At 64.3% G+C, this 17,947-nt stretch carries 15 protein-coding genes; 8 read left to right on the top strand and 7 right to left on the bottom strand.

What is annotated here, in order from left to right; genetic code table 11:
• Positions 1–2: 2 nt before the first annotated feature.
• On the bottom strand, positions 3–893 hold the full coding sequence (locus LMTR3_RS28565; RefSeq protein WP_057847652.1) for a LysR family transcriptional regulator: 891 nt from the start codon (positions 891–893) through the stop codon (positions 3–5).
• Positions 894–1,261: 368 nt separating this feature from the next.
• Here LMTR3_RS28565 and LMTR3_RS28560 point away from each other — a divergent pair, with 368 nt between their 5' ends.
• Genes LMTR3_RS28560 through LMTR3_RS28540 form a run of 5 tightly spaced genes read left to right on the top strand, consistent with a single transcriptional unit; the run spans position 1,262 to position 7,217 of the window.
• Complete coding sequence (locus LMTR3_RS28560; RefSeq protein ID WP_065748303.1) at positions 1,262–1,738, top strand: formate dehydrogenase subunit gamma; 477 nt, start codon at positions 1,262–1,264, stop codon at positions 1,736–1,738.
• Positions 1,735–3,291, top strand: a complete 1,557-nt coding sequence (locus tag LMTR3_RS28555; protein WP_065748302.1) for a formate dehydrogenase beta subunit — start codon at positions 1,735–1,737, stop codon at positions 3,289–3,291. The genes LMTR3_RS28560 and LMTR3_RS28555 overlap by 4 nt, the downstream gene beginning before the upstream one ends.
• A gap of 10 nt (positions 3,292–3,301) precedes the next feature.
• On the top strand, positions 3,302–6,175 hold the full coding sequence (gene fdhF / locus LMTR3_RS28550) for a formate dehydrogenase subunit alpha (protein ID WP_065748301.1): 2,874 nt from the start codon (positions 3,302–3,304) through the stop codon (positions 6,173–6,175).
• A gap of 3 nt (positions 6,176–6,178) precedes the next feature.
• Positions 6,179–7,015 carry a formate dehydrogenase accessory sulfurtransferase FdhD gene (gene fdhD / locus LMTR3_RS28545; RefSeq protein WP_065748300.1) on the top strand — a complete coding sequence of 279 codons (837 nt, stop codon included), beginning with the start codon at positions 6,179–6,181 and terminating at the stop codon, positions 7,013–7,015.
• The gene (locus LMTR3_RS28540; RefSeq protein WP_065748299.1) at positions 7,005–7,217 is read left to right on the top strand and encodes a formate dehydrogenase subunit delta; all 213 of its coding nucleotides are present in this window, start codon (positions 7,005–7,007) and stop codon (positions 7,215–7,217) included. Before fdhD ends, LMTR3_RS28540 begins: the two co-directional genes overlap by 11 nt.
• A 91-nt stretch (positions 7,218–7,308) precedes the next feature.
• On the opposite strand, the gene LMTR3_RS28535 is transcribed toward LMTR3_RS28540, so the two are convergent.
• The gene (locus LMTR3_RS28535) at positions 7,309–8,085 is read right to left on the bottom strand and encodes a DUF4394 domain-containing protein (RefSeq protein ID WP_065748298.1); all 777 of its coding nucleotides are present in this window, start codon (positions 8,083–8,085) and stop codon (positions 7,309–7,311) included.
• A gap of 152 nt (positions 8,086–8,237) precedes the next feature.
• Between LMTR3_RS28535 and LMTR3_RS28530 the strand changes: the two genes are divergently transcribed.
• The 3 genes from LMTR3_RS28530 (at position 8,238) to LMTR3_RS39500 (ending at position 10,460) form a co-directional block, all read left to right on the top strand.
• Positions 8,238–8,816: a sigma-70 family RNA polymerase sigma factor gene (locus tag LMTR3_RS28530; protein WP_084029867.1), complete on the top strand. Its 579-nt coding sequence runs from the start codon at positions 8,238–8,240 to the stop codon at positions 8,814–8,816.
• Entirely contained in the window at positions 8,813–9,565 is a 753-nt protein-coding gene (locus LMTR3_RS28525) for an anti-sigma factor (protein ID WP_065748297.1), read from the top strand. Before LMTR3_RS28530 ends, LMTR3_RS28525 begins: the two co-directional genes overlap by 4 nt.
• A 430-nt stretch (positions 9,566–9,995) precedes the next feature.
• Positions 9,996–10,460, top strand: coding sequence for a hypothetical protein (locus LMTR3_RS39500; protein ID WP_245320027.1), 465 nt, complete (start codon positions 9,996–9,998; stop codon positions 10,458–10,460).
• 15 nt (positions 10,461–10,475) lie between these two features.
• Here LMTR3_RS39500 and LMTR3_RS28515 read toward each other — a convergent pair whose 3' ends face one another.
• The 5 genes from LMTR3_RS28515 to LMTR3_RS28495 form a co-directional block, all read right to left on the bottom strand.
• A complete protein-coding gene (locus LMTR3_RS28515; RefSeq protein WP_065748295.1) occupies positions 10,476–10,685 on the bottom strand; it encodes a hypothetical protein in 210 nt (69 codons plus the stop codon).
• Positions 10,686–10,862: 177 nt separating this feature from the next.
• Complete coding sequence (locus tag LMTR3_RS28510; RefSeq protein ID WP_065748294.1) at positions 10,863–13,802, bottom strand: bifunctional [glutamine synthetase] adenylyltransferase/[glutamine synthetase]-adenylyl-L-tyrosine phosphorylase; 2,940 nt, start codon at positions 13,800–13,802, stop codon at positions 10,863–10,865.
• 71 nt (positions 13,803–13,873) lie between these two features.
• Positions 13,874–15,364 carry a sensor histidine kinase gene (locus tag LMTR3_RS28505; protein ID WP_084029866.1) on the bottom strand — a complete coding sequence of 497 codons (1,491 nt, stop codon included), beginning with the start codon at positions 15,362–15,364 and terminating at the stop codon, positions 13,874–13,876.
• Positions 15,348–16,028, bottom strand: a complete 681-nt coding sequence (locus LMTR3_RS28500) for a response regulator transcription factor (RefSeq protein ID WP_057840551.1) — start codon at positions 16,026–16,028, stop codon at positions 15,348–15,350. The genes LMTR3_RS28505 and LMTR3_RS28500 overlap by 17 nt, the downstream gene beginning before the upstream one ends.
• Before the next feature lie 274 nt (positions 16,029–16,302).
• Positions 16,303–17,895: a Do family serine endopeptidase gene (locus LMTR3_RS28495; RefSeq protein WP_065748293.1), complete on the bottom strand. Its 1,593-nt coding sequence runs from the start codon at positions 17,893–17,895 to the stop codon at positions 16,303–16,305.
• Positions 17,896–17,947: the final 52 nt, after the last annotated feature.

Here is a 17,947-nt window from a genome sequence, read left to right as displayed (position 1 = left end):
TCTTACGCCAGCGTCGGCGCCACTTCGCGGGCGACCTGCACCAGCGCCGCGATCAGCGGCGTCATCGGGTCGCGCTGCGGGATCACCATGCCGATGCTGTAGTCGACGACGGGATCGACGATCGGAATACTGCGGACGGAGTCGGCCAACCCCAGCGTCTCCGCAAGCTTGGCCGGCATCACGCTTGCCCAGCGCCCGGTCTTCACATGCGTGTAGAGCACCAGCAGCGAGTTCGAGGTCAGCGTCGGCGTGGCCTCGGCCCCGACGGAAGCCAGCGCGCGATCGATGATGCGGCGGTTCTGCATGTCCGGCGTCAACAGGCACAACGGCACCTGCCCGACCTCCTTCCAGGTGACCTGCTTGCGATCGCCGAACATGGCGTCCGGCGCCGTCAGCAGGCGATAGCTTTCGTTGTAGAGCGGAATGGTGCGTACCTTGCCGATCGGCTCGTTCTCTATGTAGGTCAGCCCGGCATCGACCTCGAGATTTTCGAGAAGACCCAGCACGTCGGCCGACGTGCAGGACTGGATGCGAAAGCGCACGTCGGGATATCGCGCGCGGTACGGCGTCGTGAGCTGCGCCACCATGCCGAGCACGGTCGGGATCGCGGCGATCCTGATTTCGCCGGAGAGCTTGTCCTTGAGGCTGTTGATCTCCTGCCGCATGGCCCGCGCGTCGCCGACGATACGCCGCGCCCAGTCCAACGTGCGCTCGCCCTCCGGCGTAAAGCCCTGAAAGCGGGAACCGCGCTGCACCAGCATGACGCCGAGAATTTCCTCGAGCTGCTTGAGGCTGGTCGACATGGTCGGCTGGGTGACGCCGCAGGCTTCCGCCGCCCGCCCAAAATGCCGCTCCTTTGCCAGCGCCAGCAGAAGTTCAAGCTTGTCGATCACCGAGAAAATCCCACGAAATTTGGCCGTATGGGCGGTCGCCCAAGTGCCACAAATAGCACGGGCGTGAAGGCGCCAATACTTCAAAACAGCGTCCGAGGGACGGAAATTCGATACTCATATTGTCCAATTTTTCAGCCCTATCGAGCAGGCAGGCTCGTAAGCGCTGCATACGTGTTCATCCCGCGTATGCAAGGAGACAACCCGGCGCGCTTGTCGACCGAACGCCATCCGCTTGCCGTATCGGTCATAGGGTTTGCCTATGCGCCGAGCCCATCGCGTTTTGAAATCGCAGCATGAGACAGCTTTATTGATATCCCGCGCAATTCCCCTACTCATCGGAGCACACAACCTCTGATGAGAACGTGGAAATGACATCGGCATACGAACCCTGGAATGAAGCGCGCGGCGCCGAGATCATCGCCGAGCACGAGAAGCTCGAAGGCGCGACGCTGGTGATCCTGCACGCGATGCAAGAGGCGTTCGGCTACGTGCCGGAGCCCGCGATTCCGATGATCGCATCCGCGCTTCGTCTTTCGCGCGCCGAGGTGCACGGCGTGTTCACGTTCTATCATGATTTTCGCCGCGAGCCCGCCGGCCACCATGTGCTGAAACTATGCCGGGCCGAGGCGTGCCAGGCCGCAGGTGGCGATGCGCTCGCCGCGCGCGCCGAAGCGACGCTCGGCATATCGATCGGAAGCACCACCGCCGATGCGCGTGTCACGCTGGAGCCGATCTATTGCCTCGGGCTGTGCGCCACCGCACCGTCGGCGATGCTCGATGGCCGCGTCATCGGACGGCTGGATGAAGCGCGTCTCGATGCGTTGGTCGCGGAGGCGCAGCGATGACGATACGCATCTTCGTTCCCCGCGATGCCGGTGCCCTCGCCGTGGGCGCCGATGACTTGGCCGTCGCGCTGGAGCAGGCCGCCGTTAAGTCCGGTATCCCCGTCGAGATCATCAGAACGGGATCGCGTGGGCTCTATTGGCTCGAGCCGATGATCGAGGTCGCGACATCACAGGGCCGCATCGCGTTCGGTCCCGTGACGGCAGTGGATGCGCCGTCGGTGTTCGATGCAATGACCACCGGTGGAGCGCACCCGCTGCGGCTCGGCATCACCGACGAAATTCCCTGGCTGAAGCGGCAGACTCGCCTGACATTCGCGCGCTGCGGCGTGATTGATCCCCGCTCGGTCAGCGATTACCGCGCCCATGATGGCTACAAGGGCCTGGAGCGTGCGCTGACGCTGACGTCGGACGATATCCTCGCCGACGTCACCGCGTCCGGCCTGCGCGGGCGCGGCGGCGCCGGCTTTCCCACTGGCATAAAGTGGAAGACGGTGGCGCAAGCCAACGCCGACCGCAAATACGTCGTCTGCAACGCCGACGAAGGCGACAGTGGCACTTTTGCCGACCGCATGATCATGGAGGGCGATCCCTTTGTCGTGATCGAAGGCATGACGATCGCGGGCATCGCCGTCGGCGCCACCAAGGGTTACATCTACATCCGATCGGAATATCCGCACGCGGTTGCGGCGATGAACGCCGCGATATCGGCCGCTAGGCGCACCGGCTATCTCGGCGAGAGCATCGTCGATTCCAACCACAGTTTCGACCTCGAAGTGCGGGTCGGCGCCGGCGCCTATGTCTGCGGCGAGGAAACCTCGCTACTGGAGAGCCTTGAGGGTCGCCGCGGCATCGTCCGCGCCAAGCCGCCGCTGCCCGCGCACAAGGGCCTGTTCGGCCGGCCGACCGTCATCAACAACGTGCTGTCGTTTGCGGCAATCCCGTTCATCCTCGCCGGCGGCGCAAAGGCCTATGCCGATTTTGGGATGGGCCGCTCGCGCGGCACCATGCCTATCCAGCTCGCCGGCAACGTCCGGTATGGCGGCCTGTTCGAAACCGCCTTCGGCGTCACGCTTGGCGAACTCGTCGACGACATCGGCGGAGGCACATTCACTGGCCGCCCCGTCCGCGCCGTGCAGGTCGGTGGACCGCTCGGGGCCTACTTCCCCCGCGCGCTGTTCGACACGCCGTTCGACTACGAAGCCTTCGCGGCGCGCGACGGACTGATCGGCCATGGCGGCATCGTGGTGTTCGACGACAGTGTCGACATGGCGAAGCAGGCGCGCTTTGCTATGGAATTCTGCGCGATCGAATCCTGCGGCAAGTGCACGCCGTGCCGGATCGGCTCGACGCGCGGCGTCGAGACCATCGACAAGATCATCCGCGGTGAGCGCACATCCGAAAGCCTCGCCGTCGTCGAAGACCTCTGCAACACCATGAAGTTCGGCTCGCTATGCGCGCTCGGGGGCTTCACGCCCTACCCCGTGCTGAGCGCCTTGAAACATTTCCGGGAAGATTTTGGCCCGGCACCGGCCACCTTGCAGGCCGCGGAATAGGAGACCGACAATGTCCTTGATCGAAGAGATCGACTTCGGCACGCCCCGTTCGAAATCCGAAACGATGGTAACGCTCACCATCGACGGGCAAAGCGTCACGGTGCCCGAGGGCACCTCCATCATGCGCGCGGCGATGGAAGCCGGCACGCAGATCCCAAAGCTTTGCGCCACCGACATGGTCGACGCGTTCGGCTCCTGCCGTCTCTGCCTGATCGAGATCGAGGGCCGCGCCGGCACGCCGGCGTCCTGCACGACCCCCGCCATGAACGGCCTCGTCGTGCACACCCAGACCGAACGGCTGAAGAAGTTGCGCAAGGGGGTGATGGAGCTCTACATCTCCGACCACCCGCTGGACTGCCTGACCTGCGCCGCCAACGGCGATTGCGAATTGCAGGACATGGCTGGCGCCGTGGGCCTGCGCGACGTGCGCTACGGCTATGAGGGCGAAAACCACGTGTTCGCCAAGTCGCACGGCTTCGACAATGACAGCTGGATGCCGAAGGACGAGTCCAATCCCTACTTCACCTACGACCCTTCGAAGTGCATCGTCTGCTCGCGCTGCGTCCGCGCCTGCGAGGAAGTTCAGGGCACCTTTGCGCTGACGATCTCGGACCGCGGCTTTGATAGCCGCGTCTCGCCCGGCATGGGTGAAAGCTTCCTCGGCTCGGAATGCGTGTCCTGCGGCGCCTGCGTGCAGGCCTGCCCCACCGCGACGCTGACCGAAAAATCCGTCATAGAGATCGGCCAGCCCGAGCATTCGGTTGTGACGACCTGCGCCTATTGCGGCGTCGGCTGTGCCTTCAAGGCGGAGATGCGCGGCGAGGAAGTCGTCCGCATGGTCCCCTACAAGGACGGCAAGGCCAATCGCGGCCATTCCTGCGTCAAGGGGCGCTTTGCCTGGGGCTACACCACGCACAAAGAGCGCATCCTTAAACCCATGATCCGCGAGCGGATCGAGGATCCCTGGCGCGAGGTCTCTTGGGACGAGGCTTTCAACTTTGCCGCCGCAAAATTCAAGGGCATCCAGCAGAGGTATGGCCGCGACGCCGTCGGCGGCATCACCTCCTCCCGCTGCACCAATGAAGAGACCTACCTGGTGCAGAAACTGATCCGCGGCGGCTTTGGCAACAACAACGTCGATACCTGCGCCCGCGTCTGCCACTCGCCGACCGGCTACGGCCTTTCGACGACGTTCGGCACCTCGGCCGGCACGCAGGATTTCGACTCCGTCGAGCATACCGACGTCGTGATGGTGATCGGCGCCAATCCGGCATCCGCCCACCCGGTGTTCGCCTCGCGGCTGAAGAAGCGGCTGCGCCAGGGCGCCAGATTGATCGTAGTCGATCCGCGCCGCACCGAGATGGTGGAAGGTCCGCATATGTCGGCGCTGCATTTGCCGCTGGTGCCTGGGACCAACGTCGCCGTGCTCACGGCGCTGGCGCATGTCATCGTTACCGAAGGTCTCGTCGACGAAGCCTTCGTGCGCGCGCGCTGCGACTGGAGCGAGTTCGAGGAATGGGCCGCGTTCGTGGCGCTGCCGAAGAACAGCCCGGAATCGACCGCGATCATGACTGGCGTCGACCCGAGGGCGCTGCGCGAAGCCGCACGGCTGTTCGCCACCGGCGGCAATGGCGCGATCTATTACGGCCTCGGCGTCACCGAGCACAGCCAGGGTTCGACCACGGTGATTGCGATCGCCAACCTCGCGATGGCCACCGGCAATATTGGCCGTCCCGGCGTCGGCGTGAACCCGCTGCGCGGCCAGAACAACGTTCAAGGCTCCTGCGACATGGGCTCGTTCCCGCACGAGCTGCCCGGCTATCGCCATATCTCGGGCGAGACCGTGCGCGACCAGTTCGAGGCGATGTGGAACGTCAAGCTCAATCCGGAGCCGGGCCTGCGCATTCCCAACATGTTCGACGCCGCGATCGAAGGCACCTTCATGGGCCTCTATGTGCAAGGCGAGGACATCCTCCAGTCCGATCCCAACACCAAGCACGTGGTGGCGGCGCTATCGTCGATGGAATGCGTCATCGTGCATGATCTCTTCCTCAACGAGACCGCGAACTACGCCCATGTGTTCCTGCCGGGCTCGACCTTCTTGGAAAAGGACGGCACCTTCACCAATGCCGAACGGCGCATCCAGCGCGTCCGCAAGGTGATGACGCCGCGCAACGGGCTTGCCGATTGGGAAGTCACCATCGGCCTTGCCAGGGCGATGGGTTACGACATGCGCTACGATCATCCGTCGCAAATCATGGACGAGATCGCGGCCCTGACGCCGACCTTCGCCGGGGTTTCCTACGCCAAGCTCGAAGAGCTCGGCTCGGTGCAGTGGCCCTGCAACGAGAAGGCGCCAGAAGGCACGCCGGTGATGCATATCGACGGCTTCGTGCGCGGCAAGGGCAAGTTCGTCATCACGGAATACCTCCCGACCGACGAACGCACCGGGCCGCGCTTTCCGCTGCTGCTGACGACGGGCCGCATCCTCAGCCAGTACAATGTCGGCGCGCAGACCCGCCGCACCGACAACGTGGTCTGGCATGCCGAGGATCGGCTCGAGATCCATCCGCACGACGCCGAGCAGCGCGGCGTGCGCGACGGCGACTGGGTGCGGCTGGCGAGCCGCGCTGGCGAGACGACGCTGCGCGCCGAAATCACCGACCGCGTCGCGCCGGGCGTGGTCTATACCACCTTCCACCACCCGGACACCCAGGCCAACGTCATCACCACCGACTTTTCGGACTGGGCCACCAACTGCCCGGAATACAAAGTTACGGCCGTGCAAATTTCGCCGTCGAACGGACCGTCCGACTGGCAGAAGGCCTATGATGAGCAGGCCCGCCATTCCCGCCGCATCCTGCCAGCGGAAGCAGCGGAGTAAGGCATGCACGATCCGGTCTACACCGCCGATCGGCAGATCTGGCGCAACGGTCAACTCGGCGAAAGCGCACGCCTGATCCCGGAGGAGACGGCCATCGCCCTCACCTACAATGGCGGCACCTATGCCGTGATGATGGCCACGCCGCAGGATTTGCAGAACTTTGCCATCGGCTTCAGCCTCAGCGAAGGCATCGTGCAGTCGTCCGACGAGATCGAGACACTCGACATCGTGGAACTCGATGACGGCATCGAACTTCGGATGTGGCTGAAGCCATCCAGCGCCGAGTTGATCAACGAGCGGCGGCGGCATATCGCGGGCCCGACCGGTTGTGGCATTTGCGGCGTCGAGTCGATTGCGGAAGCCGTCCGCCCTGCCGCGATCGTGCCAAGGGGGCGCACCTTCTCGCCGTCGGAGATCATGACCGCCATGGCGAGCATTGCCTTATTGCAGCAGATCAACATCCAGACCCGCGCTGTGCATGCGGCGGCATTCTGGACGCCGGCGCACGGTCTGGTGGCGTTGCGAGAGGACGTCGGCCGCCACAACGCGCTCGACAAGCTCGCCGGCGCGCTGGCGCAAGCTGCCGTTCCCTACGCCGACGGCATGGTGCTGCTGACCAGCCGCGTCTCGGTCGAGATGGTGCAGAAGACCGCCGCGATCGGCGCCCCGCTGATGGTCGCGATGTCGGCACCCACCGCGCTAGCGGTGCGGATGGCCGAAGCCGCTGGAATCACGCTCGCGGCGATTGCGCGATCCGACGGTTTTGAAATCTTCACGCATCCGGAGCGAATTGCGGTTCCACAAAACGCCGGCGTTGCGGAGGCTACCCATGTCGCCTGATCGATTGATCTATATGGCTAACCAGATCGGAAAGTTCTTTCAGAGCCAGGGCCATGACAAGGCCGTGCCTGACATTGCCGAGCATATCAGGAAGTTCTGGGATCCACGGATGCGCAAAGCGATCTTTGCGCACCTGGACAATGGCGGCACGGGGCTGGATCCGTATGTCCGCGATGCGCTCGAGACGCTGAAGAAGGCTTAGGCACCCCGGCTGAGCCCGAATTCACCGCCAGGTTCTGCCGGTCGCGCAAGCAACCGGCAGAACCCAGCCGTCTGGAGATTGCAGCGGTCGGCTACATTCCCATGATGGCGATGTCCTTGACCGTACCGCTGACGCCGGTGATCTTTGCCGCCTCGGTCGCCTTTCCGGTCGCGAGGTCGATGCTGTAGAGCGTGCCGCCCGCCATCAGCCAGGCTTCGTTCTTGCCGGTGCCGTCGGACCAGATGTCAAACGCGACGGTATCCGCCTTGATCCCGAGTTTGCCGATCGCGCCGAGCACGCCGTCATTCGGTGGCGCCTGCTTGATCAATCCTCCGATGGTGCCGTCGATATTGAACAACCCCGTCTCCTTTGCGCCCTTGACCGAATTGGTATAGGCGCCGGCGACGATGTTCGGCTTTTCGCCCTTGTGCATGTCGCTGTCGGCAAACTTGTGGTCGCCGTCCTTGGTCACCTTGCCGTCATCGACATTCGCACGCAAGTTCATCCCGTCCGCGCCCATCACACGCAAGCGGTCCGCCACCGGATTGAAATCCACCGTCGCGGCCACGCCCTTGGCAAGCATGGTGTCGAGCTTCGACTTCATCGTGGCCTTGCCGTCCATCGCGATGGTCACAATGGAGCCATCATCGACCAGTCCATAGAGCATGCCGTCGGCCGGACGTACGTCGACGCCGACCAGCGCACCGGAAATGCCGGTGACCTTGACCGATCCGGTCGCCTTCTTCTGCGCGGTATCGACCATCGCAATGGTGTCGCCGCCGATCAGGGCTGCGACCTGCGCGGCGTTGGCGGCTGCGGATGACAGCATTAGTGCGGCCGAAGCGGCGAAAATGGAACGATAGTTCATCGGTGAGCTCCCTGTGTTGCTATGATCCTCTCGGGACCAACACAGCGGGTACGGACGGCGCGGCGAAACGGATGCAGCACACCGAAAATAATTTTCGGCACATGCATCCAAATGCCGCATCTCAAGGTAGAACAACTATGCAAGGCATAGACATGACCGGAAATGGCACCATCACCGCCAACCTGCAGGCTCCCGCCCTGCTCGATCGGGAGCGCGAGTCGCAGCTTGCCGCGGCTCTGGCGCGTTGTGCGGCCGGTGACCGCACTGCATTGCGCGTGATCTACGATAGCGAGGCGCCGCGCATGGTCGGCATCGCGCGCCGCATTCTGTTTCGGCAGGACCTTGCGGAAGAGGCGGTGCACGACGCCTTTATCCGGATCTGGCGCGGTGCGGCCGGCTTCGATCCGCGTCGCGGTAGCGCGCGCGGCTGGCTCTATGCGGTGGTGCGCAACCGCGCCCTTAGCATTCATCGCGATGAGCACCGCTATGAAGCGTCGGATGAAAGCGTCCAGGATGTCGACTGCGAGGCCACCCTGTCGCGGATACCGGAGACCAGCGCGCTGCGCCGGTGTCTCGAGCAGATCGACCGTCCCCGCCGCGACGTCGTCGTGCTCGCCTATGTTCACGGCATGAGCCACGGCGAATTGGCGGGACGGCTCAAGGTCCCTCTCGGCACGGTCAAGAGCTGGGTGCGGCGCAGCCTCTTTGCGTTGCAGGAGTGCATGGGATGAACCTGCACGACGCCGATAACACCATGGCTGCCGATTACGTGATGGGCCTGCTTGACGGCGCAGAGCACGCCGCCGCCGAACGGCGCATCGCAACCGACCAATCGTTTGCTCAGGCCGTCAGCGCGTGGCGGGAACGGCTTGCGGACCTCGATCTCACGGCCGAGGAAGCTCCACCGAGCCCGGCGCTGTGGCAGCGCATCGCGGATGCAACCAAGATTGCGCCGATCGATGCCCTGCCCTCCGCACGCGCCGCACTGCGTGGCGCCACACTGTGGGACAATATCCGGTTCTGGCGCGGCCTCGGTATCGGCGGCGCCTTCGCTGCAGCGGTTTTTGCAATGATCATGATCGGGGCGCTAGCGACGTCGCGCCAGCTTCGTCATGACATGATCGCGCTCGCCCAGCGCAAGCCGGTTTACGTCGCCGTGCTGGTGAACGACACGACGAAAGAGGCCGGCGCCATCGTCAACGCGTTTTCGAACGGCCGGGTCGAGCTGATACCGCTACGGCCGATCGAGGTTCCTGCCGGCCGCACGCTGCAGGTCTGGACCCTGTGGGACCGCGCGATCGGCCCGAAATCGATCGGCGTCACCGGTCAATCGCGCACGCTGCAGCTGGACCTGGAGGCGTTGCCGGAAACCGTGCAGGATCAACTGTTCGAGATCACGCTGGAACCGGAAGGTGGCTCACCAATCGGACGACCGACCGGCCCAATCCTGTTCAAGGGCAACGCGGCACGGGCGTTGTAGTCGCCCTTGCCGCCCACCAACGCCAGGAACACCGCCTCGAAACAGCCAGCGCGGCGGAATACGCTATTCCGCGCTAACGAACTGCGCTCCGGCCTCCAGTTTCAGCACCAGCCCTTCTTCCAGTGACCGGGCGGGCAGCCGCGGCCGCGCCAACCGACCTTCCGGCCGCGACTCCAACCAAACGGACGGTAACCGTGCCCGCGGCCCCAACCATGCCCGCGGCCGTGCCCGCCCTTCACCTCGATCAGATCTCCCTTGACCAGAGCGTCGTGGATCAACGGGTAGCCGCGGGGCATTGCGGTTGCCGGGGACATGAAAGCTATTGGTAGTGTGAGTGCGATGCCAAATAGTAGTTTGCGCATGGGCCATCCCGCTCCAGGGTTGAAGATGCCGCTCTCAAGCAGGAAAAAGTGGCAACAGTTCCACGCGAATGAGGCGGATTTCGAAAGCTGCCATCGGCGCAGCGTTCCATCAAAATCAGGAAGGGCTGTCGATCGGCGGGGCCGCGCCATTTCTTTCGCTCGCAACCGAAAAAATTGGGAACAACATCCATCGTCCGGCGTTAAAGGAGCGAGCAGGTAGTTCAGGAAGGAGAAATCCAACCAGAATTATCAGCTCAAAAGCCCCGTCAGTTATTTTAGATAGCTGGCGGGGTTTTGATTGGGAGAGGCTTGTGCCCTACGCGCTGTTCGCCGACGACAGGCAGATCGGCCCTGGCCTTCCGACGGAGGCAGAGGTCTGGAAGCAAGCCCTCGACTATTCCCTGATTTCCGATCCTCCCGTTGCCGACAAAGCAGGCGGACCGGCTCTGCCGGCCCGCTATCACGTGAAGGAAACCAGGGAAGAGTGTTGCGCGCCCGATCCGGCCTGGATGCTTCCGGACGAAATTTCCTAGTGCTTTGCCAGCGCCTCACGCAGATCCCTGTTGTGCCTGCTTGACGAAGGCCAGACCGCTCACGGTCAGCCGTTCCTCGCTGGTTTCGCCTTCGGCCACCAGCCCTTCAAGATGGGTTTCGAGTTCCGGGAGCTTGCGGTCGAATTCGGCACCTAAGCCCATCAGCTCACACATTTTTCTGATGCGCCCGATGGGTTTGTCGAAGATGTCGATTTCGGTATGCATACCAGCGCCTCCCGATCCCCGGGGACAATTCCGAACTGCCGTGGGTGTTCCGCCCGTCGGAACAAACGGAAGCCAGAATTGACCGCCCTCGCCCCGCGGTGCAATTGCCGCGCAAGGGCAGCGATAACAGCGAAAGCTTTTACGCAGAGATGACGGGGGCCAGTCTCGCACGCTCCTCTAACCACCGCCGCCCACCAACGCCTGGAACACCCGCCTCACCTCGCCTTGCGTCTCGCGCAGGCGCGCTTCCAGCGTCGAGAAATCCGGCGTGTCGCCGGCGCGCGCCATCACGCGCAAGAGGTTCTCTCCGGACGTCTCCGGCTTGAATTTGCCGGTGACGCAAAGCCTGACGATCTGCGTCAGGTCGTGATAGAGCCGCGCCGCCGAGCGCAAAATTTCGGCGTCGGATGGCGGCAGCACGCCGAGGCGTGCGGCGTTGTCGAGCACCTGCAGCGTGGAGACGCTGAGGATCTCGGGCTTGTCCGAGGCGTGAACGAGCTGCAAATACTGCGCGATGAAATCGATGTCGACCAGGCCGCCGGCGGCCTGCTTGAGGTTCCAGATGTCGTCCTCGCCCTTCTCCAGCGCAATCGCCCGGCGCATGTCGGCGACGTCGCCGGCGGTCGAGGCCGCATCGCGCGGCCGCGTCAGCACGCTGCGGATCGCGTCCTCGATCTCTTTCCGAAACGCCGGTGAAGCCGAGATCACTCGCGCCCGCGTCAGCGCCATGTGCTCCCAGGTCCAGGCTTCGCGTTCCTGATAATCGGAAAAGGAATCGATCCGCGACGCCAGCGGCCCGGCGCGGCCCGACGGCCGCAGCCGCATATCGACGTCATAGAGTACGCCGTAATTGGTCCGCGTCGTAAACGCCGAGATCAGCCGCTGGGTCAGCCGCGTAAAATATTGCGCGCCGTGCAGCGATCGTTCGCCGTCGGAATCGGGATTGTCCGTGTCGAAATCATACAGCAGGATCAGGTCGAGATCAGAAGATGCCGTCATCTCGCGGCTGCCGAGCCGGCCCATCGCGAGGATCGCGGTCTCCTGTCCCTTGATGCGGCCGTACTGGGTCGCGAACTGGTCTCTCACCAGGCCGTGCACGGTGTGCACGATGCCCTCGGCGACGTCGGCAAAGGCGACGCCAGCGTGCTGGGCGGAAACCGTGCCGGACAGGATCCGCGTGCCGATCAAAAACAGGCTCTCCTGCCCGAACAGCCGCAGGCGATCGAGGAAATCTTCGTAAGAGTCCGCGTCCTTCAGCGTCGCCGCCAGCCGCGCCGACAATTCCTTCCGGTCCGGCATCGCGCCGAAGAAACGGGGATCGATCAAGCCGTCCATGATCTGCGGCTGGCGCGCCAGCATGTCGCCGAGCCGCGGCGCGGCGCCGAGGATCAAGGCCACCAGCGCGACCAGGTCGCGGTTCTGGCTCAACAGTGAAATCAGCCGGCCGCCGCGCTGCAATGCGCCGAGAAAGCGATCGAACGTGGTCACGGCGTCGTCGGGGTCTTCGGCATGCGCGAGACCGTGGATCAGGCCGGGCACGAATTCGATGAAGGCTGCCTTGGTCGCCTCGTTGCGGAGCGCGCGATAGTTGCCCTGCATCCAGTGCTGCAGGGTGCCAGCCACCGCGACCGGCTTCTTGAAGCCGAGCATCGTCAGGTGATCGAGCAGACGCGCATCCTCAGGCCCGCCGGCATAGTTGAGCTGCGGCAGCTTCAACGTACCGGTCGGATCGCCTTCGAACAACTTGCCGTAATGTCCCTGCACGATGTTGAGATGGTCGAGCAAGTCCTTCGCAAAGGCTGCCCGGCTCTCATAGCCGAAGAAGTTTGCAAAGCGCTCCACGGCCTCGGCATCCTCGGGCAGTGCATGGGTCTGCTCGTCCGAGATCATCTGCAGCCGGTGCTCGACGCGGCGCAGGAACTCATAGGCCGCGGTCAACTCGTCGTGGGCCTGAAAGCTGATCCAGTTGCTGGTCGCCAGCACCTGCAGCGCATGCAGCGTGGGGCGCACCCGCAATTCCGGATGGCGGCCGCCGGCAATGAGCTGCTGCGTCTGTGCGAAGAACTCGATCTCGCGGATGCCGCCGCGGCCGACCTTGACGTTATGACCTTCGACCGCGATCTCGCTCTGGCCGCGATAGGTCTGCATCTGCCGCTTCATGTCGTGGACGTCGGCGAGCGCGGCAAAATCCAGATGCTTGCGCCAGACGAACGGCGACAGTTCCGCGATCAGCGCCTCGCCCGCTTTGGCGTCGCCGGCGCAAACGCGCGCCTTGATCATCGCGGCGCGTTCCCAGGTCCGCCCTTCCCGCTCGTAGTAATGCAGCGCCGCCTCGGTCGAGATCGCCACCTGCGTCGAGGCCGGATCGGGCCGCAGGCGCAGATCGACGCGGAACACGTAGCCCTCGCCGGAGCGTTGCTGCAGCAGGCGGGCGAGCGTCTGCGTCACCCGCACGAAGAACGGCGCCGGCTCGATGTCTGCTACCAGCGAGGTGCGGGCGGGATCGAAAAACACGATCAGGTCGATGTCGCTGGAGTAGTTCAATTCCCCTGCGCCCATCTTGCCCATCGCGAGCACGATCAATCCGCTGTCTTCCTCCGGCCGGTCATGATTGAGCGCCGTCATACGGCCGCGCGTGACCTCCTGACGTAGCAGAAAGCGCAGCGCCGTCTGCACGGACACGGTTGCAAGATCGGTCAGCGCCGCGGTCACCCGCATCACCGGCCAGACCCCGCCGATATCGCACAGCGCGATCAACAACGCGGCCTCCGCCTTCATGCGGCGAAGCAAATGCATCACGTCGGCCTCGCCCGCGGCAGCGAGTACGTCGCGCGTGCCTTTCTCGATCAGCGAGGTGAGATATGGTTCCGGGTCGCATGCCAGCAAACGCAGCAGCCGAGCGGCGTCAGCCCGGATCAGGTCGAACAGGTATGGCGAGAACTCGGCGATGCCAAGCAGGATAGTCCTGGCGAGCGGGTGATCCAGCCACGCCGTGATCTCAGCCGATTGCTCCGGCTCCAGTTCGGCGAGCCAGTCTCCCAGGCGTTGTTCGGCGTTACTGCTGGCTGCGACATGGGGCCCGCTGACGAACCGCGCGGCCAAGGCGGAGGAATTCATGCCACCTTCTGTGGCACATCCTGCGTTTGAGCCGCAAGCCTGTTGCCCGCTGGGGCCCGGTTCTCATTGGATCAGAACCGGGCTCCAGCCCTTAGTTTTGACGCGTTTTCTTCACGCGAACCGGTGCCCACTTCGCTCGAAAACGCTATGGCAGGTAGCGCCGGGACGACCAGCGTCGCGGTCAGGCCGGGACGGGAATCGCCGAGCCTGAGTTCGCCGCCATGCAAGGTCGCCACCGCGGACGCCAGGCTGAGCCCGAGGCCGGAACCCGGCAGCGTGCGGCTCGCCTCAAGCCGCACGAATCGCTCGACCGCATGCTTGCGATCGCCTTCGGGAATGCCCGGTCCGTGATCGGTGACGCTGAGCAGCACGTCGTCGCCTTCGCGCCGCGCCTCGATCAGGATCTCCCGGGTGCGCGCCGCGGCGGCAGGGTCCAGCGGCTGCACCACCGGCGAGGGCTTACCGTACTTGATGGCGTTCTCGACCAGATTGGCAAGTGCCTGGCTGATCAGTTCGCGGTTGCCATGCAGCCGCGCGGTCGCGGCCTTGACGCGGAGCGTCATGCCGTCGTCTTCGGCCAGCGGCTCATACAATTCGTGGATGCCCCTGGCGACGTCGGCCGCGTCGAAATCATCCATGTTGCCGCGTGCCTGCCCGGACTCGGCGCGCGCGATCATCAACAGCGCGTTGAAGGTGCGGATCAGGCCGTCGGATTCCTCGATGGTCCGCTCCAGCGCAGCGCGGTATTCGGCCTCGCTGCCCGAACTCGCCAGCGCCTCCTCGGCGCGGTTGCGCAAGCGCGTTAACGGCGTCTTGAGATCATGGGCGATGTTGTCGGAGACTTCCTTCAGCCCCATCATCAGGGTCTCGATGCGCTCCAGCATGGCGTTGAGATTTTCCGCGAGACGGTCGAGTTCGTCGCCGGAGCGCCCGACTGGCAGCCGCCCCGAGAGGTCGCCCGCCATGATGCGCCTTGTGGTGCCGGTCATGGCATCGATCCGTTGCAACACCCGCCGCGCCACGAAGATGCCACCGCCGATGCCGAGCACGATGACGACCAGCAGCGACCATTGGGCGGCCTTGGCGACGATGCCGAACAGCCGCCGCCGTTCCTCAAGATCGCGGCCGACTAGCAGCCTGAATCCGTTGTCAAGTTCGGTGACGCGCACCAGCGCGCGATGATTGGTGGTATCCTGCTCGTCGAGCCTGCGATACACCGTCTCCGACCAGCCTGTGGAGGCCATCACGCCCGGGGACAGCGATTCGACATTGCCGCCGAACGCTTTCCCCTCAGGCGTGGTGACAAGATAGAGATTGGCGCCAGGCCGCAGCGCGCGGTAGCCGAGCGTGACGAAAAGGCCGCGCAGGCCGCGACGCGAGTAGATGGTCTCGATCTCGGCGATCTCGGCATTGACGATCGTGGTGATCTGCTCGTTGATCATCCGCCGCGTATTCCACGCGAAATAGCCGAGCAGCGACGCCGCAAACAGCGCAAACAAAAACAGATAAACCAGCGTCAGCCGGAACGCCGTGGTGCGGATCAGTTTACCGAAGGCCGTCACGGATCATGTATCCGGCGCCGCGGATCGTGTGCAGCAAGGGCCGTTCGAAGCCCTTGTCGATCTTGGAGCGCAGCCGCGAAATATGCACGTCGATGACATTGGTCTGCGGATCGAAATGATAATCCCAGACGTTTTCCAGAAGCATGGTGCGGGTCACCACCTGGCCGGCATGCTTCATCAGATATTCGAGCAGGCGAAACTCGCGCGGCTGCAGCGTCAGTTCATCCTTGCCGCGGGCGACACGATGAGAAAGACGGTCGAGCTCGAGATCACCGACGCGGTAGGTGGTCTCCTCGGCCGGGCCGACATTGCGGCGCGACAGCACTTCGACGCGCGCCTGCAATTCGGCGAATGAATAGGGTTTTGGCAGATAGTCGTCGCCGCCGGCGCGCAGGCCCTTGATGCGGTCGTCGACCTGGCCGAGCGCGGAGAGGATCAGAACCGGCGTGCGATTGCCCTTCTCGCGCAGGCTCCCGATGACGGACAGGCCGTCGCGCTTGGGCAGCATGCGATCCACGACCAGCACGTCATAGTCGCCGCCTTCGGCCATCGACAGCCCCTCCTCGCCATCGCTGGCGAGATCGGCGACATGGCCGACTTCACGGAACGCCTTGACCAGATAGTCGGCGGACTCGCGGTCATCTTCGATGATCAACAGGCGCATTTGTGGGGCAGTTGCGGTCACGGGAATGGGCTTTCTCTCACCATGGCGCGGCCGCCCTGCACATGCAAGGCGACCGCGGATGCTCTCGATCAAGTGAAAAAAGCGGGCGATGAGGCTGGGGGACCTCACCGCCCTTAGGCCCTTCCGACGGAGGGGGGCGTATTCCGAAGGAAGGTTGCCTGAGGGAGCGAGTTTTGGACCCGCTCCCCGGAAGGAGACGTCGGCGGGGGCGACGAATGCCGGCGTGACCCTCCATCTTGTATCTAGTCCTCGTTTAGCCCTTCGCCAGCGGCACCGCGACGAAGCGCGACGAACCGCCGCTCTTCACGCGCATGAGAACGCTGTTCTTGCTTTCGGTACGCGCGGCATCCAGTGCCTGGCGAACATCACCGGCGCTGGTGACGCTCTTGCCGGCGACCTCAAGAATGACGTCGCCTTCCTTGAAGCCGCGTTCGGCCGCCGCGCTCTTCGGGTCGACCTCCGTGACGACGACGCCTTCCCTGCCGGCGCCGGCAACGGTATTGGCGGGAGCCACCGTCAGGCCGAGCTTCGGAACATCGGTTCCCTTGGTCGCGCTACCCTTGTCTTCCTTGCCGATGTCGGCCTTGGTCTCGATCGTGTTCGGCAACTGGCCGAGCGTGAGGTTGACGACCTTGTCCTGGCCCTTTTGCAGCACGTTCAGCTTGACTGCGGCGCCCGGCGCGAGGCTACCGATGGTGCGGGCGAGCTCGCGGGCATCCTTGACCGGCTCACCATTGACCGCGGTGATGACGTCACCGGACTGGATGCCGGCCTTGGCCGCCGGACCATTGGCCTGCGGTTCCGCCACCAGCGCACCTTCCGCCTTCTTCATGCCGAGGCTGTCGGCGATGTCGGAGGTAACCGGCTGGATCTGGACGCCGATCCAGCCGCGGCTGACCGAGCCCTTGTCCTTGAGCTGGGCGATCACGTTCTTCACCGTCGAGGCGGGAATCGAGAACGCGATGCCGACGCTGCCGCCGGACGGCGAATAGATTGCGGTGTTGACGCCCATCACTTCGCCGTTGGTGTCGAACGCCGGACCGCCGGAATTACCCTTGTTCACGGGAGCGTCGATCTGGATGAAATCGTCATACGGACCGTTGCCGATGTCGCGGCCGGAGGCCGAAACGATGCCGGCGGTCACGGTGCCGCCGAGCCCGAACGGGTTGCCGACCGCCAGCACCCAGTCGCCGATCCGCGGCTTGCTATCGGACAGCTTGGCGAACGGGAAATCGGTGCGGCCCTCGACCTTGATCAGGGCGAGGTCGGTGCGCTGATCGGTGCCGATCACCTTCGCGGTGTAGGTCTTGCCGTCGTCCATGGTGACTTCGACCTTGTCGGCGCCGTCGACCACGTGGTTGTTGGTCACGGCATATCCGTCAGGCGAGATGAAGAAGCCGGAACCCTGGCCCGTCACCGGGCCGCGGCCGCCACGCGGTCCGCCGCGCAGGCCGGGCGGCAGGCCATCCGGACCGCCGAAGCGGCGGAAGAAGCGTTCCATCGGCGAGCCCGGCGGGAACGGCGAGTCCTCGTCCTTGTTGGCGCTGTCGTCCTTGGAACTCTTGTCGGCGATGTTGATCTTGACCGAAATCACCGACGGCTTCACGCGCTCGACGATGTCGGCGAAACCGATCGGCCGCTCGACCTTGCGAACCTCGGTATTGACCTGCGCATGCGCCGCGCTGGCAAAGACATCCGGGCCCTGCTGCGGCGAGAAACCATACACGGCGGCGCCGAGGCCGGCGACGACGGAGGCCATCAGCGCGAATTTGCGGGCGGAGAACAGCGAACGGCGTGCTGCGCCGGGCGACTGTAGCGAGGAAAGATCGATGGGACGTTCGGTCATGTTTCTAAAATCTCCAGAGAACCTGAATTGGACGGTACGGGGGCTGGGCACC

This window comes from Bradyrhizobium sp. LMTR 3, from assembly GCF_001693485.1.
Taxonomy (GTDB): domain Bacteria; phylum Pseudomonadota; class Alphaproteobacteria; order Rhizobiales; family Xanthobacteraceae; genus Bradyrhizobium.
The sequence above is the reverse complement of the archived record's forward strand: the minus strand, read 5'-3'. Positions and strand labels throughout refer to the sequence as shown.